At 70.6% G+C, this 13,402-nt stretch carries 16 protein-coding genes and 2 pseudogenes; 14 read left to right on the top strand and 4 right to left on the bottom strand.

Annotation, left to right across the window (positions count from 1 at the left end; all coding sequences use genetic code 11):
- The first annotated feature begins 24 nt into the window (after positions 1-24).
- The 5 genes from CCN35_RS14655 (at position 25) to CCN35_RS14635 (ending at position 4,336) form a co-directional block, all read left to right on the top strand.
- A complete protein-coding gene (locus CCN35_RS14655) occupies positions 25-951 on the top strand; it encodes an alpha/beta hydrolase (RefSeq protein WP_067398898.1) in 927 nt (308 codons plus the stop codon).
- Positions 952-1,025: 74 nt separating this feature from the next.
- On the top strand, positions 1,026-1,853 hold the full coding sequence (locus tag CCN35_RS14650; RefSeq protein WP_086792971.1) for a 4'-phosphopantetheinyl transferase family protein: 828 nt from the start codon (positions 1,026-1,028) through the stop codon (positions 1,851-1,853).
- Positions 1,854-1,940: 87 nt separating this feature from the next.
- Positions 1,941-3,518 carry an acyl-CoA carboxylase subunit beta gene (locus CCN35_RS14645; protein ID WP_067398893.1) on the top strand — a complete coding sequence of 526 codons (1,578 nt, stop codon included), beginning with the start codon at positions 1,941-1,943 and terminating at the stop codon, positions 3,516-3,518.
- Positions 3,519-3,533: 15 nt separating this feature from the next.
- On the top strand, positions 3,534-3,782 hold the full coding sequence (locus CCN35_RS14640; protein WP_067398890.1) for an acyl-CoA carboxylase subunit epsilon: 249 nt from the start codon (positions 3,534-3,536) through the stop codon (positions 3,780-3,782).
- A 44-nt stretch (positions 3,783-3,826) separates the two neighbouring features.
- On the top strand, positions 3,827-4,336 hold the full coding sequence (locus CCN35_RS14635) for a nuclear transport factor 2 family protein (protein WP_079129981.1): 510 nt from the start codon (positions 3,827-3,829) through the stop codon (positions 4,334-4,336).
- Between the two features lie 69 nt (positions 4,337-4,405).
- On the opposite strand, the gene CCN35_RS14630 is transcribed toward CCN35_RS14635, so the two are convergent.
- On the bottom strand, positions 4,406-5,065 hold the full coding sequence (locus tag CCN35_RS14630) for a TetR/AcrR family transcriptional regulator (RefSeq protein WP_067398887.1): 660 nt from the start codon (positions 5,063-5,065) through the stop codon (positions 4,406-4,408).
- Between the two features lie 169 nt (positions 5,066-5,234).
- Here CCN35_RS14630 and CCN35_RS14625 point away from each other — a divergent pair, with 169 nt between their 5' ends.
- The 4 genes from CCN35_RS14625 (at position 5,235) to CCN35_RS14610 (ending at position 8,776) form a co-directional block, all read left to right on the top strand.
- On the top strand, positions 5,235-6,674 hold the full coding sequence (locus CCN35_RS14625; RefSeq protein WP_236561192.1) for an MFS transporter: 1,440 nt from the start codon (positions 5,235-5,237) through the stop codon (positions 6,672-6,674).
- A 6-nt stretch (positions 6,675-6,680) separates the two neighbouring features.
- A complete protein-coding gene (locus tag CCN35_RS14620) occupies positions 6,681-7,598 on the top strand; it encodes an aldo/keto reductase (protein ID WP_079129980.1) in 918 nt (305 codons plus the stop codon).
- Positions 7,599-7,721: 123 nt separating this feature from the next.
- Positions 7,722-8,327, top strand: coding sequence for an NADPH-dependent FMN reductase (locus CCN35_RS14615; protein ID WP_067398882.1), 606 nt, complete (start codon positions 7,722-7,724; stop codon positions 8,325-8,327).
- Positions 8,328-8,425: 98 nt separating this feature from the next.
- Positions 8,426-8,776 carry a DoxX family protein gene (locus CCN35_RS14610; RefSeq protein WP_067398880.1) on the top strand — a complete coding sequence of 117 codons (351 nt, stop codon included), beginning with the start codon at positions 8,426-8,428 and terminating at the stop codon, positions 8,774-8,776.
- A gap of 188 nt (positions 8,777-8,964) precedes the next feature.
- On the opposite strand, the gene CCN35_RS14605 is transcribed toward CCN35_RS14610, so the two are convergent.
- Positions 8,965-9,876: a hypothetical protein gene (locus tag CCN35_RS14605; protein ID WP_086792967.1), complete on the bottom strand. Its 912-nt coding sequence runs from the start codon at positions 9,874-9,876 to the stop codon at positions 8,965-8,967.
- Between the two features lie 57 nt (positions 9,877-9,933).
- Here CCN35_RS14605 and CCN35_RS29460 point away from each other — a divergent pair.
- Positions 9,934-10,177: pseudogene (locus CCN35_RS29460) on the top strand (flavoprotein); the annotation flags it as partial.
- A 470-nt stretch (positions 10,178-10,647) separates the two neighbouring features.
- Here the strand turns inward: CCN35_RS29460 and CCN35_RS14595 are convergent.
- Positions 10,648-11,121, bottom strand: coding sequence for an ArsI/CadI family heavy metal resistance metalloenzyme (locus CCN35_RS14595; RefSeq protein WP_067398875.1), 474 nt, complete (start codon positions 11,119-11,121; stop codon positions 10,648-10,650).
- A 79-nt stretch (positions 11,122-11,200) separates the two neighbouring features.
- On the opposite strand from CCN35_RS14595, the gene CCN35_RS14590 reads away from it, so the two are divergent.
- From CCN35_RS14590 to CCN35_RS14580, 4 genes are read left to right on the top strand one after another with little or no spacing between them, the layout of a single operon-like run.
- The gene (locus CCN35_RS14590) at positions 11,201-11,608 is read left to right on the top strand and encodes an ArsR/SmtB family transcription factor (RefSeq protein WP_067398873.1); all 408 of its coding nucleotides are present in this window, start codon (positions 11,201-11,203) and stop codon (positions 11,606-11,608) included.
- Positions 11,605-11,781 (top strand): hypothetical protein, encoded by a 177-nt coding sequence (locus CCN35_RS28395; RefSeq protein WP_158100409.1) that lies wholly within the window; start codon positions 11,605-11,607, stop codon positions 11,779-11,781. The genes CCN35_RS14590 and CCN35_RS28395 overlap by 4 nt, the downstream gene beginning before the upstream one ends.
- A complete protein-coding gene (locus CCN35_RS14585) occupies positions 11,774-12,190 on the top strand; it encodes an arsenate reductase ArsC (protein WP_067398870.1) in 417 nt (138 codons plus the stop codon). Before CCN35_RS28395 ends, CCN35_RS14585 begins: the two co-directional genes overlap by 8 nt.
- 35 nt (positions 12,191-12,225) lie before the next feature.
- Positions 12,226-12,699, top strand: coding sequence for a GNAT family N-acetyltransferase (locus CCN35_RS14580; RefSeq protein ID WP_067398932.1), 474 nt, complete (start codon positions 12,226-12,228; stop codon positions 12,697-12,699).
- Positions 12,700-12,932: 233 nt separating this feature from the next.
- On the opposite strand, the pseudogene CCN35_RS14575 reads toward CCN35_RS14580, so the two are convergent.
- Positions 12,933-13,313, bottom strand: a pseudogene (locus CCN35_RS14575) (hypothetical protein).
- Positions 13,314-13,402: the final 89 nt, after the last annotated feature.

The following is a 13,402-nucleotide window of genomic DNA, read 5'->3' as shown; positions in this document are numbered from 1 at the left end:
GGCGGGCCGTCCCCGAGGAGAGGCATGACCGTCACCACCCCTGCCCTCACGCCCGGGACCCTCTCGCCCGGCGTCCGCCGGATCACCCTGGACGCCGCGGGTCTCACCCTGTCCGCGCTGCTCGCACAGCCCGCGCACGGCGCACCGCGCGCCACCGTCGTCGCCCTGCACGGGGGCGGCATGAGCGCCGGTTACTTCGACGGCCGGGCGCACCCGGGGCAGTCCCTGCTCCGCCTCGGCGCGCGGCTCGGTTACACCGTCCTCGCCCCGGACCGGCCCGGCTACGGGGCCTCCGCGGACGCCCTGCCCGAGGGACAGTGCCTGGCCGAGCAGGCGGACAGCCTGCACGCCGCCCTGGACGACTTCGTCCGCCGCCACGACACCGGCGCCGGGCTCTTCCTGCTCGCCCACTCCTACGGCGGCAAACTCGCCCTCGCCGCGGCGGCCCGTGACGACGGCCGTGTCCCGCGTGACGCGGGGCGCGGCCTGCTCGGCCTGGACATCTCCGGTCTGGGGCACCGGTACGCCGTGCTGCCGGAGGAGCTGCCGAACGAGCGCGGTCACGGGCACTGGACCCGCACCTGGGGCAAGCTGCGCCTCTACCCGCCGGGCACCTTCCGGGGCAGCGGCGCGCTGGTCGCCCCCATGCCCGTACGGGAGCGGGAGGAGGCGTTGCGCTGGCCGGAGACGTTCGCGTCGCTGGCCGCGCGGGTCCGTGTCCCGGTGCGGCTCACCTTCGCCGAGCACGAGGCGTGGTGGCGGCACGATGACGACACCCTCGCCGCACTCCGCGAGGAGTTCGGCGGGGCACCGCGGGTGGTGGTCGACCGGCTGCCCGGTGCCGGGCACAACATCAGCCTCGGCTGGGCCGCCCGCTCGTACCATCTGCGCGCGCTCGGCTTCCTGGAGGAGTGCCTCGCCCTGCGCGAGTGCGCCTCGGCCGGGCACTGACGTCCGGTGCCCGCCATGACCGACGAGACACGCACCCGCACCCTCGAGGGTTCCCCGCGCGAAGGCGGTGGCCCATGACCAACCGGTGTCGCGGTCGCACCCTCCTCCGCGGTCCCCGGCTCTCCCTCAGGGACGGAGAGGCGCACCTGTGGGCGCTGCGCCTGCCCGCGGACGGCGCGGAACCGCGGGCGGTGGACGAGCTCGACGCGGAGGAACGGCGCCGGGCCGCCGCCTTTCTGAACCCCTCCGACCGGCTGGGCTATCTGCACGCGCACATCGCACTGCGCCGTCTGCTGTCGGCGTACACCGGCATCGCCCCCGGGCTGCTCCCGCTGCGCAGGGCCCCCTGCCCCCGCTGCGGCGGACCGCACGGCCGTCCCGTCCTGGCCGGCCGGCCCGGGGCGCCGCACTTCTCCCTGTCTCACAGCCACGGTCTCGTCCTGTACGGCGTGGCGGGAACCGCGGTCGGCGTGGACGTGCAACGCGTGCCGGCCGCACGGACGGTGGAGCTGTGCCTGCCCAGGCTGCACCCGGAGGAACGACAGGAGGTGCTGCGGGCGCCAAAGGCCCAGCGGCCGAGGATGTTCAGCGCGCTGTGGACCCGCAAGGAGGCGTACCTCAAGGGGCTCGGCACGGGGCTGAGCCACGGAGTGGGCACCGACTACCTCGGTGTGCACGCCCGTGCCGGAGGACACCGCGCACCGGACGGCTGGATGGTGGCCGACCTGCACGGCTGTCCCGGCCACACGGCCGCAGTGGCCCTCGCGGCGACGACCGCCCAGCGCGTCACCCTCCGCGAACTCCCGGCGGACGTCCCGCACCTGACACCCCAGGAGGCCGCCGATCTGATCGGCACCACGGAACCGGACCTGTGCATGGTCCTGCCGGTGCCGGCCCGATGACCACGGTTCACGGAGGTGCCGAGGAACGCCGAGGAACGCCGGGAAACGCCGAGGAACAAGGAGAAACAACGAGGAACGGGGAGAGCAATGGGGGAGACCACCGCGACCGGCCGCACCGGCATGCGCGGCCGGATCGAGGAACTCGGCCGCATCAAGGAGCTGGCCCATCAGGGCCCCGACCCGAAGGCGACGGAACGGCAGCACGCCAAGGGCAGGCTGACCGCCCGCGAACGCATCGAACTCCTGCTGGACAAAGGCAGTTTCACGGAGATCGAACCACTGCGCCGGCACCGTGCCGTCGGCTTCGGACTGGAGAACAAACGGCCGTACACGGACGGGGTGGTGACCGGCTGGGGCACCGTCGACGGCCGCACCGTCTTCGTCTACGCCCATGACTTCCGCATCTTCGGCGGTGCGCTCGGCGAGGCGCACGCCCAGAAGATCCACAAGCTCATGGACATGGCGCTGTCCGCCGGCGCCCCGCTCGTCTCGCTCAACGACGGGGCCGGCGCCCGCATCCAGGAGGGCGTGTCCGCGCTCGCCGGCTACGGCGGCATCTTCCGGCGCAACACCAGGGCCTCCGGGGTGATCCCGCAGATCTCGGTCATGCTCGGCCCGTGCGCGGGCGGCGCCGCCTACTCACCCGCGCTGACGGACTTCGTCTTCGCCGTACGGGACATCTCCCAGATGTTCATCACCGGCCCGGACGTGGTCCAGGCCGTCACCGGCGAGCAGGTCTCGCAGAACGAGCTCGGCGGCGCGGACGTGCACGGCGGCGTCTCCGGCGTCGCGCACTTCGTCTACGACGACGAGGAGACCTGCCTCGCCGAGGTGCGCTACCTGCTGTCCCTGCTGCCCTCCAACAACCGGGAGCTGCCGCCCGTCCTGCGGGGCACCGACCCGGTGGACCGCCCCGGGGACAGGCTGCTCGACCTGGTCCCCCCGGACGGCAACCGTTCGTACGACGTCCGCGCGGTGATCGAGGAAATCGTCGACGACGGCGAGTACATGGAGGTCCACGCCGCCTGGGCGACCAACATCGTCTGCGCGCTGGCCCGGCTGGACGGCCATGTGGTCGGCATCGTCGCCAACCAGCCCGCCTCGATGGCCGGGGTGCTGGACATCAAGGCCAGCGAGAAGGGGGCGCGGTTCGTGCAGTTCTGCGACTCCTTCAACATCCCGCTGGTCACCCTGGTCGACGTGCCGGGCTTCCTGCCGGGCGTCGAGCAGGAGCACAACGGCATCATCCGGCGCGGCGCCAAGCTGCTGTACGCCTACTGCAACGCCACCGTCCCGCGGATCTCGGTGGTGCTGCGCAAGGCCTATGGCGGCGCGTACATCGTGATGGACTCCCGCTCGATCGGCGCGGACATCGCGCTCGCCTGGCCGGCCAACGAGATCGCGGTGATGGGCGCCGAGGGCGCGGCCAACGTCGTCTTCCGCCGGGAGATCGCCGCGGCCGACGACCCGGAGGCGATGCGCCGCCGGAAGATCGAGGAATACCGCGCCGAGCTGATCCACCCCTATTACGCCGCCGAACGCGGCCTGGTCGACGACGTGATCGACCCTCGTGACACCCGCTCGGTGCTCTGCCGCGCCATCGCCATGCTGGCCGGCAAGGACGCCGACCTGCCCCGCCGCAAGCACGGAAACCCGCCGCAGTGACAGGGGGATGCACCGATGAATCCGACACTCCCGACGAGCCGGAAGGGCGACACCACTCCCGAGCAGCTGTTCCGTGTCGAGAAGGGCAGCCCCGCCCCCGAGGAGCTGGCCGCGCTCACCGCGGTCCTGCTCTCCCGCACGGCGGCCGTGGGCACCGAGCCCGACGACCTGTCCCGCCGGCACCGCGCTGTCGCCCGCTGGCGCCGCCCGGAGCGCGCCCCGGGGTTCGCCGGCCCGCGCAGCTGGCGCGGCGCCGGTCTCTGAACCGCCGTATCCGCACCGCGACCCCTTCGGAAAGAGGAGCACGCATGACCACGCCCGACGGACCCGCCCGGCACGACGAACGCGACGAACTGGCGGCCCTGCGCGCCCAGGTGCGGGTGCTCGGCGACCGCGCCGGCATCACCGAGCTGTGCGACCGGTACGTCCATCACCTGGACGCCTCCCGTCACAGCGACACATGGTTCGACTCGGTGTTCACCGAGGACGTCCACCTCACCTTCCCCTTCGGCGAGTACAAGGGTTTCGAGGGGCTCGCGGCCTTCCAGCGGATGGCCCGTACCACCTTCGAACGGACCCATCACCTCGCCTCGAACTACACGATCGACCTCTACCCGGAGGGCGACGAGGACCGGGCGCGCGTGCGTGCCCACCTGATGGCGGTGCACGTGCGGCAGCCGGAGGAGCCGTCCGCGCACTTCGACATCGGCGGGCACTACGAGGCCGAGGCGGTGCGCACCCCGGCGGGCTGGCGGATCCGGCGCTTCACCTTCGACCTGGTGTGGAACGCGGGGCAGGGCCCGGGCGCAGGCCACTGAGCAAGCGGCCGGCATCCGACGGGATGCGGCGGGACGGAACCGTGCGGTCCTCCGTTCCGGTCCGGCCGTTCAGCCGCGGGGCAGATAGCCGTGGAGGAAGGCGTGGACGCCGGCGGCCGCGATCTCGTGGATGTCGGCTTCGGACAGTGCGTCCACGCCTGCCCGGCCCCGGCCCCAGGTGTTGGTGACCAGCACCACGAAGTGCTGCGCCGCGAGTTCGGAGTCCTGGACGTGCAGCAGCCCGCGCTCGGCGAGCCGGGCCATGCGCGCAGCGAGCGTGCGCTGCACGCGCAGGGGGCCGGCCTTCTGCCAGGCGTCGTGGAGGTCGGCGGGGAAGTTCTCGCCCTCGGCGTTGATCCGGGCGACGATCGCGAAGTGGTCGGCGAACTCCGGGAGCGGCCGTACCCAGTCCTTGGCGAGGCCGACGAGGCAGGCCTCCAGGTCGGCGGCGCTCACCATGTTGCCCAGATGACGTTCGATCATCGCCTCGTGGGCGGCGGCCACCTGCTCCGAGCTGTCGATCAGCACGGTGGTGAAGAGCTGTTCCTTGTTCTCGAAGTGGTTGTAGATGGTGCGGGTGGACACCTGGGCCTCGGTGGCGATCATTTCGATGCTCGCCCCCTGGTAGCCGACTCGGCCGAAGACCTTCCGGGAGGCCTGCAGGATGGCCTGCCGCTTCTCCGGGAACCCTTTGTGCGGCCGGTTCTGCCGGCTGTCCGCCCTGGCCATCGTGGCTCCTCCTCGTCGGGTGCAATGACCACTTTACTCATTGCAATGCACGTTGTACTTTACCCCCATGAGCGCATCGCAGAAGCTCAACCGGGCAGGGGTGCCGTTAGGCGCCGGGTCCCCTCCGGGGCCCGGGGGGCGCGTCAGGTCCGCGCTGACCCTGGGGTCCGTGCTCCTCGGCTACCTGATCGTTCCGATGGCCATGTCCGGTACGAGCATCGCGCTTCCGCGTATCGCCGCCGACCTGGGCGGCAGCGGCGGTGCCCTGCAGTGGGTGGTCACCGGCTACTTCCTGGCCGCCTCCTGCCTGATGCTCGTCGCTGGCTCGCTCGGTGATCTCTTCGGGCGACGGCGGATCTTCGCCGTCGGAGCCGTGCTCTACGCCCTCAGCACGGCGGCCGCCGCGTTCGCCCCGCATGTGCTGGTGCTGGACGCGGCCCGGACCCTGTCCGGGGTGGGCGCGGCCGGAGTGATGGCCGGCGGCGGAGCCATCCTGGGCAGCACCTTCGAAGGACCCGCCCGCACGCGTGCCTTCGCCATGGTCGGCACCACGGTCGGCGTCGGTCTCGCCTTCGGCCCGACCTTCGCGGGCTGGCTGGTCAGCGCCCTCGGCTGGCGCGCGATGTTCGGCGTCTTCGCCGGGGCGAGCGTGCTCCTGGTGGTCTGCACACCGGCCCTGCGGGAGTCCGCCGCCGGGCACCGGCCCAAGGTCGACCTTCCCGGGACCGTCGCCTTCGTCCTCGGCATCGTCGGCCTGATGTACGGCATCAACCAGGTGGCGTCGGCCGGCTGGACGAGCCCCAGGGTGCTCGGCTTCCTGGGTGCGGGCCTGCTCATGTTCGTGGTCTTCGTCGTCCTGGAACGGCGCAGCACGCATCCGGTCCTCGAGCTGGCGCTGCTGCGCGGCGGCCCCTTCACGGGCTGGCTGCTCGCCGCCCTGACCACGGCCCTCGGCACCGTCGGCGTACTGGTCTACCTGCCCACGTACCTCCAGGGCGCGGGCACCTTCTCCGCCGGGGACGCGGGCACGTTGATGCTGGCGATGACCCTTCCGGTGCTCGCGGTCCCGCCGCTGGCCGGAAAACTGGTGAACCAGGGCATGTCCGCCCGGCTTCTGATCACACTGGCCATCACCCTCATCGCGGTCGGCAACGCCTGGATGACCGTGCTCGCACCGGACTCCAGGTCCGTGCAGCTCATCGGCCCGCTGCTGCTGATCGGCGTGGGCAACGGCCTGGCCGCCGCACTCGTCGACGCCCAGGCGATGGAGCATGTGGCCCCCGAGCGCATCGGCATGGCCTCCGGCCTGCTCAACACCGCGCGGGGCGGCGCCAACGCACTGGTCCTCGCGGTCTTCGGCGCGGCCCTCATCACTCTGATGCAGTCCGAGGTCGGCGGCCGTGAACGGGCCGGCCGGGTGGCCGCGGGCGACCTCGACGGCGGCTCCCACGCCTTCCTGGCCGAGCAGTACACCCATGCCTGGCACGTCGTTCTGTGGACGGTGGCGATCCTGTGCCTGCTCTCCGGCCTCGCGATCCACCGTCTTGTCGGCAGTGCCGCCCGGAACGCACAGCGGCCCGCCGGGGCCACCGCCGTAGAACAGGAGTGACGGAGAATGCGTACGCGTCTGCCGACGACGCCCATGGGCGGCACCGGTCTCGTGGTCCCCGTCCAGGGACTCGGCTGCATGCGGATGACCGAACCGGGCATGGCGACGGAGCCGTCCAAGGCCGCCGCCGTCATCAACCACGCGCTGGACCTCGGCGTCACGCTGATCGATACCTCCGACATGTACGGCCGGGGCCGCAACGAGGAACTCGTCGGCCGGGCCATCGGCCGCCGCCGTGACGAGGTTGTGCTGTGCACCCGGTTCGGTGTGGTCTTCGGTCCCGGCGACAGCTGGTGGGTGCGTGGTGACGCCCCCTTCGTACGGGCGTCCTGCGAGGCCAGCCTGAAACGCCTGGGCACCGATGTCATCGACCTCTACTACCTGGCCCGGCCCCCGGCGAACGTGCCGCTGGAGGAGACTGTCGGCGCCATGGCCGAGCTGGTCGCCGAGGGCAAGGTGCGTCACATCGGGCTCAGCGAGGTCAGCGGCGAGGAACTGCGCCGCGCCCACGCCGTGCACCCCGTCTCCGCCGTGCAGTCGGAGTGGTCGCTGGGCGCCCGCCGCATCGAGAAGATGGTGCCGGTCTGCGTCGAACTCGGCGTCGGCGTGGTGCCCTTCTCGCCGAACGGACGCGGACTGCTCTGCGCCGCGGACGACCGGCCGGCACAGTTCTCCCGGACGTTTCCGGGCCGGGAGAAACTGCCCGGAGTCCTGCGTGACATCGCCGACGGGCACGGTGTACGGCCCGGTCAGATCGCGCTGGCCTGGGTGCATCACCGGGCCCGGGTGTGGGGCATCCCGGTCACTCCGATCCCCGGCACACAGCAGCTGCGCCACCTGGAGGAGAACGTCGCCGCGGCGAGCATCGTCCTCGGCGACGAGGAACTGGCGCGGCTCGACGCCGCGTCCCCGGCGGGCGTGTGAGCCGCGACCGCACCGCTACATCCCTTTCATCTCCCTCATCTCTTTCATTCCGTTTCCTCGTCGGTGGCCGACCGCCGGGAAACACCCGCTGAGAGGAACAGAGGAACAAAGGAGCAACCAAGCATGTCCACGGACCCCCTGAAGCTCGTCGTCATCCTGGGAAGCGTCCGCCAGGGCCGGTTCGGCGAGGTCGTGGCGCACTGGTTCGCCAGGCTGGCCAAGGAGCACAGCGCCTTCGACGTCGAGGTCGTCGATCTCGCCGAGACGGAGCTGCCGCTGTCCCTTCCCTCGACACCGCCCGCCATGGCGACCGAGGAGCTGCGCCCGGCCGAGATGCTCCCGCTCTCCGCGAAGCTGGCCGCCGCCGACGCGTTCGTCGTGGTGACCCCCGAGTACAACCACAGCTTCCCGGCCTCCCTGAAGGCGCTCATCGACTGGCACTTCACCGAGTGGCGGGCCAAGCCGGTCGGCTTCGTCTCCTACGGCGCCCAGAGCGGCGGCCTGCGCGCCGTCGAGCAGCTGCGCCTGATCTTCGCCGAGATGCACGCCGTCACCATCCGCGACGGTGTGGCCTTCCCGTTCTACTGGGAGGCGTTCGACGAGGACGGCACGCCGCGTGACGCCGAGGGGACGAGCGGTGCCGTCAAGGTGATGCTCGACGAGCTCGCCTGGTGGGGCACCGCGCTCCACGAGGCCCGCGCCAAGTCCCCGTACAACCACGGGGACTGACACGGGACGGGGTGGGGCGGCCGACACCGCCGGCACAGGCCGCCCCACCCGTGTCGTCCCCGCCGTCCCCGCTCCGCCCACCACTCTCCGGAGAAGTCATGTTCATCGCGTACGTCGTGCTCGCCGTCCTGGTGTCGTTCCTGCTGGTGTTCTCCGGACGCAGCATGCTGGTCAGAGACAAGGACATCGTGGAGACCCTGACCCGGCTCGGTGTGCCGGACAGCTGGTACACCCCGCTGGCGCTGCTGAAGTTCGCCGGTGCCCTGGGCCTGCTGATCGGCATCTTCTACCGGCCGCTGGGCGTCGCCGCCGCCATCGGCGTGGTGCTCTTCTTCATCGGTGCCGTGATCTCCCACCTGCGCGTCAAGGACGTCAAGGGTGTTCCTGTGCCCTTCGGCCTGGTGCTGCTGTCGACCGTCCCGCTGGTGCTGGGGATCGCCACGTTGTGACGGCACGCGCCGGAGCGCACCCGCTCTTCGGCTCGTACGGGCACCCGTACGGGCCGATTGCGCGTTCGACGGGGGCGCAGCTGCCCCGTTCCGCCGGGAAGCGTTCCGGGGCCCGCCGCTGAGGGGGATTCTCGGCTGACGGGGATTCTCGCGGGCCGCCGCACGCCGGCGTCCGGCCTTTGTGCCGGTCAGTACAGCGGTGTCTGCGGTATGTGATGGTCCGGCCAGAAAGGGTCGTGCGGAGGCTGGGGCGGGTTGGCCCGGGCTTCCGCGGCGGCCTTCGCGAGGCGGCTCGGCCATTCCGCCACCCACATCAGTGCGGTCGTCCCGATCAGGGGCCAGAAGCCGTCGATGTGCAGCAGGCCGGTGAGCCACACGATGAGCCAGAGCACCAGCGCGTTGAACGAGACGAGGACCAGCGACGCCACTCCGGGCACGGGCAGCGTCAGGGTCAGCGAGAACCGCAGATCGAACAGGGCGGCGATGACGGCGAGCGTCAGCCACTGCGGATCCGTCGCCTCCACTCCGCCCAGCCATGCCGCCGCGAGCGCCAGACCCGCCCAGCACAGAAGGAAACCGCTCAGCGAACGCAGGGCCCCGGGACGGTGGCGCTTGACCGGCACGGCGAGCACCAGCAGCAGCATCATCTGCACGGCGGCGACGACGAGCCCGGCGGTGACAAGGGCCTTGAGCCCGCCGTCGAGCTCGACGTCCAGCCCCAGCACGGCACCGAACTCCACCCCGGCCCACAGTCCCAGGGGCCCCACCACCGTCAGGACGACGACCGACAGCACCATGCTCAGCCCGGCGTAGACGAGGTGCCTGCGTATCGGAGCGAAGAACTCCCACTCGGAGGCGTCCCCATCGGGCTCCTCCGCCATACGGCGCTGATTGCGCGCCACGGCTCGCCCGAGCATCCACCTCACCGGCATGGGCACGAGCATGACGACGGCGGTGAACAGGACGGCGAGAAGGGCCACGGACCCCGCCCGCTCGCCCACGGTGCCGTCGATCCGTAACGAGGGCACGGCCTCGGAGGCCACCCACACCCCGACGGCTGCGCAGACCAGCTCCCTGACGACCCGCCCCGTTGTCTTCATGGAGGGAGGATTCCGCCCGAAGCACCGCAATGAAACTCCATCGATTCGAGGTCCACCGGCAACTCCGACGCCCTTGCCCTGGGCGTTCTGTGCGAGGTGTACGGCCGGGGTGTTCCCGTCGCTGTTCTGCCCTGTCTGAACGCCGCCCAGGCGGCTCATCCCGCCTATGCGCGGAGTCTGGACGGGCTGGGTGAGATGAACGTCATGATCGGCTCCTACGTGCCCGGGGGGCGGGGCGGAGCGTTTCCGGTGGGAGGAGGCCCTGGAGCTTCTGGAGCCGCGGCTCGGCCGGCGGATGTGAGGTGCGGCCCGCCGACGGGGGCCCGGGTGAGGTGGTGCGCATCCGGCGCGCTGCTGGCGCGGATCCGGTGCGCGGTGGCTGATTTGTGCGTGCAAACAGCAGGACCCAGGTCTCTGAGCTGGGCTTTCTTCGTAGAGCGGGTGACGAGAATCGAACTCGCGCTCTCAGCTTGGGGAGCTTGAGTGCTTCGGCTGAGGTTGCCCTGTTGACTTGTGGCGGAGCGTCTCGACTCTTGGCCCGCCCATCGCTTTGGTAGCCGCTGTTCCCCGTGGTTGCCGCAGGATCTGGCACGCGAATGTCACGGCTTCCTTGGCCTCGGACATCCTCCTGACCGAGCCGGCTTCAGGTGGGTTTGAGTCTCGGCCGACGGAAATCGACCACGGCGGTGGGTGCGCCGACCGGCCAGGCATGTGTATGCCGTGCTGCACCCGCGGTCAGCCGACGCACTCAGCCGCGACGAGCGCTCTTCGTCACGCCCCGCAGCTGCAGCCGGCCGACCCCGAGGCCGGTTCTGTGGTCCGGGTGGTGCAGCAGCCGTCGTCGGCGATGTCGGGCGCGGCGCTCTTGCCGAGGGTGTCGGCGTCGGCCTTCACGACGTAGACCTCCCAGGGCTCCTGTCCCGGCCCCTGCACCCAAACCTTGTCCTGAAGGGCGTAGCAGCAGGACGTGTTGTTCTCCTCGAAGGTGGCCAGTCCGGCTTCCTTCAGCCGACTGGCGGCCGCGTTGACCTGCTCGGTCGACTCGACCTCGACGCCCAGGTGGTCGAGGCGGGTTTCCTGGCCCGGCTCACCTTCGATGAGAACAAGCTTGAGCGGGGGCTCGGTGATGGCGAAGTTGGCGTAGCCCTCGCGCCGCTTGGCCGGTTCGGTGCCGAACAGCTTCGAGTAGAAGGCGATCGACGCCTCCAGGTCGCTGACACGCAGGGCGAGCTGGACACGGGACATGGTATGACTCCCAACAGGTTGCATTGATGTCCGTCGATGCAAGATTGCGCCCTGAATCGAAGTCTGTCAACATAGAAGAATGTCGAATCAAGAGCTCGTGGTGCGGGGTCAGGGCGATGGGGTCGGCGCCTGCTGCCCGGGACTGCTGACGGCCCCTTTGGACGAGGGCCAGGCCGTTGAGCTGGCGAAGGTCTTCAAGGCACTGGGGGACCCAGTACGCCTGCGCCTGCTGTCCATGATCGCCTCGCGGGCTGGCGGTGAGGTCTGTGTCTGTGACCTGACCCCGGCCTTCGACCTGTCTCAACCGACGATCTCGCATCACCTCAAGCTGCTGCGACAGGCCGGTCTGATCGACTGCGAGCGGCGCGGCACATGGGTCTACTACTGGCTGGTCCCGGAGACGACCGACCGGCTCGCGAACATCCTGACCCGGCCTGCGGGCAAGCCGCTGCCCGACCGAACCGCCCCGGCGGGAGCCGCCTCGTGAGCACTGCCACCGCTGACGGGAGGAACTGCGAGCCGGCTGTTGCCGTCGCCGTCTTCGGTGCCCTCATCGACGTGCCGGTACTGATCGGCCTTGCTCATGCGGCGCTCCACGTCCGCCGCTGCTTCACCGCTCCCGCCGTCCCCGCGTCGCGTGAAGATCTCGCCCGTGCCTGAGACAGCCGCCGTTCCGCCCGTGCTGTTCGTCTGCGTCCACAACGCCGGCCGATCCCAGATGGCCGCGGCCTTCCTCACGCACCTTGCGGGAGACCGCGTACAGGTCCGCTCCGCGGGCTCCGTCCCCGCCGGTGCCGTCAACCCGGCCGTCGTCGAAGCCATGGCAGAGTCCGGTATCGACATCTCCGCCGAGGTTCCCAAGGTGCTCACCGTCGAAGCCGTTCAGGCCTCCGGCACAGTCATCACCATGGGCTGCGGCGACACCTGTCCTGTCTTCCCCGGCAAGCGCCACCTCGACTGGGAGCTCCCTGACCCGGCCGGACAGGAAGTCGACGCCGTTCGTCCTGTCCGCGACGAGATCGAAAAGCGCGTACGCTGTCTCATCGACGAGATCGCCCAGGAGGCATAGCCGTGGGTACCCCCACCGGAATTCATGTCGTGCCCATGGCTCCGGAGCACGCCGACGCGGTCCTGACGATCTACCAACTCGGCATCGACGAAGGAAACGCCACCTTCGAAACCGCCGCGCCCACCTGGGAACAGTTCGACACGAGCAGGCTGCCTGATCACCGGCACGTCGCCGTCGACGAGGCAGGCACGGTGCTCGGATGGGTCGCCGCAGTGCCGGTCTCGGATCGGTGCGTCTACGCCGGTGTCGTCGAGCACTCGGTGTATGTGCATCCCGACGCGCGCGGCCGGGGAGTCGGTTCGGCTCTGCTCCGCGCTCTCATCGAGTCGACTGAGGCGGCAGGCATCTGGACGATCCAGTCGGGCATCTTCCCGGAGAACGCGAGCAGCCTTGCCCTGCACCAAAAGACGGGCTTCCGCATCATCGGCACGCGCGAGCGCATCGGTCGGCATCACGGGGTATGGCGCGATGTCGTCCTGGTCGAGCGGCGCAGTCCCGCCATCGGCTAGCTCGGCACCCTCGGTCCTTCCCGCCCGCACCCATCACCAGCTCTCCGCGCCCGCCACCGCGGACCTGCACCCGGCAGCGGCCCCTCTCCCCTCCAGGAGCCGGCCGAGGCTTGTTCTGACCGGTGCCGCGGACTCGCAGTAGCCGTCCCATGGTCCCGGCCCTGCCCATGCGTGGGCGTGTGCCGGCGGAGCGGAGCGACGCCGGGGCTCGAGCCAGGCGAGAAGGTTGTGACTCAGTTGATGGCGTGGGGTTTGAAGATGTGGGCGCACATGGGAAGTCCGGTTCCCTGGCGGTGGGCGAGCAGGAGGAAGAGCACTGGGCGGATCGCCCAGGTGATACGGGTGTTGGCGTGCGTGAGCGTCACGGTGCACGGTTCGCGTCGCAGCAGAGCTCGGCGTGTTGCGATGCGGTCCTCGTACAGCCACGCTCAGGCCGCGTCCAGGGCGTCTGCGTCGAGCACCGGTGAGATGGTCCGGAGTGCGACCGCGACCCACCGGTCGGCTTGAGCTGCCGAGCAGGCGTCGAAGGATGCCAGGAGCACCGGCTCCTTCGTGCCGCCTCTGATGGCTTCGGTCCAGCACTCGCACCAGTAGCCCCGCCGGATCCTGCCGATCCCGGTGGGTGGTCGTTCGGTGCGTGTGGTGTGCGCCTCAGGAGGCTGCGCGGGGTGGGGTGGGGCGAGTGGCGCGGTCAGTTCCTCGC

The sequence above is a fragment of the Streptomyces thermovulgaris genome (assembly GCF_002155915.1).
Lineage (GTDB): Bacteria > Actinomycetota > Actinomycetes > Streptomycetales > Streptomycetaceae > Streptomyces > Streptomyces thermovulgaris.
The sequence above is the reverse complement of the archived record's forward strand: the minus strand, read 5'-3'. Positions and strand labels throughout refer to the sequence as shown.

What these genes read in the sequence shown, in the direction of transcription:
- CCN35_RS14650 (WP_086792971.1), top strand. Translation starts at nt 1,026, where the DNA reads ATGACCAACCGGTGTCGCGGTCGCACCCTCCTCCGCGGTCCCCGGCTC.
- CCN35_RS14590 (WP_067398873.1), top strand. Translation starts at nt 11,201, where the DNA reads ATGTCGAATCAAGAGCTCGTGGTGCGGGGTCAGGGCGATGGGGTCGGC.
- CCN35_RS14655 (WP_067398898.1), top strand. Translation starts at nt 25, where the DNA reads ATGACCGTCACCACCCCTGCCCTCACGCCCGGGACCCTCTCGCCCGGC.
- CCN35_RS14645 (WP_067398893.1), top strand. Translation starts at nt 1,941, where the DNA reads ATGGGGGAGACCACCGCGACCGGCCGCACCGGCATGCGCGGCCGGATC.
- CCN35_RS14605 (WP_086792967.1), bottom strand. Translation starts at nt 9,876, where the DNA reads ATGAAGACAACGGGGCGGGTCGTCAGGGAGCTGGTCTGCGCAGCCGTC.
- CCN35_RS14615 (WP_067398882.1), top strand. Translation starts at nt 7,722, where the DNA reads ATGTCCACGGACCCCCTGAAGCTCGTCGTCATCCTGGGAAGCGTCCGC.
- CCN35_RS14640 (WP_067398890.1), top strand. Translation starts at nt 3,534, where the DNA reads ATGAATCCGACACTCCCGACGAGCCGGAAGGGCGACACCACTCCCGAG.
- CCN35_RS14610 (WP_067398880.1), top strand. Translation starts at nt 8,426, where the DNA reads ATGTTCATCGCGTACGTCGTGCTCGCCGTCCTGGTGTCGTTCCTGCTG.
- CCN35_RS14595 (WP_067398875.1), bottom strand. Translation starts at nt 11,121, where the DNA reads ATGTCCCGTGTCCAGCTCGCCCTGCGTGTCAGCGACCTGGAGGCGTCG.
- CCN35_RS14630 (WP_067398887.1), bottom strand. Translation starts at nt 5,065, where the DNA reads ATGGCCAGGGCGGACAGCCGGCAGAACCGGCCGCACAAAGGGTTCCCG.
- CCN35_RS14620 (WP_079129980.1), top strand. Translation starts at nt 6,681, where the DNA reads ATGCGTACGCGTCTGCCGACGACGCCCATGGGCGGCACCGGTCTCGTG.
- CCN35_RS14580 (WP_067398932.1), top strand. Translation starts at nt 12,226, where the DNA reads ATGGCTCCGGAGCACGCCGACGCGGTCCTGACGATCTACCAACTCGGC.
- CCN35_RS14635 (WP_079129981.1), top strand. Translation starts at nt 3,827, where the DNA reads ATGACCACGCCCGACGGACCCGCCCGGCACGACGAACGCGACGAACTG.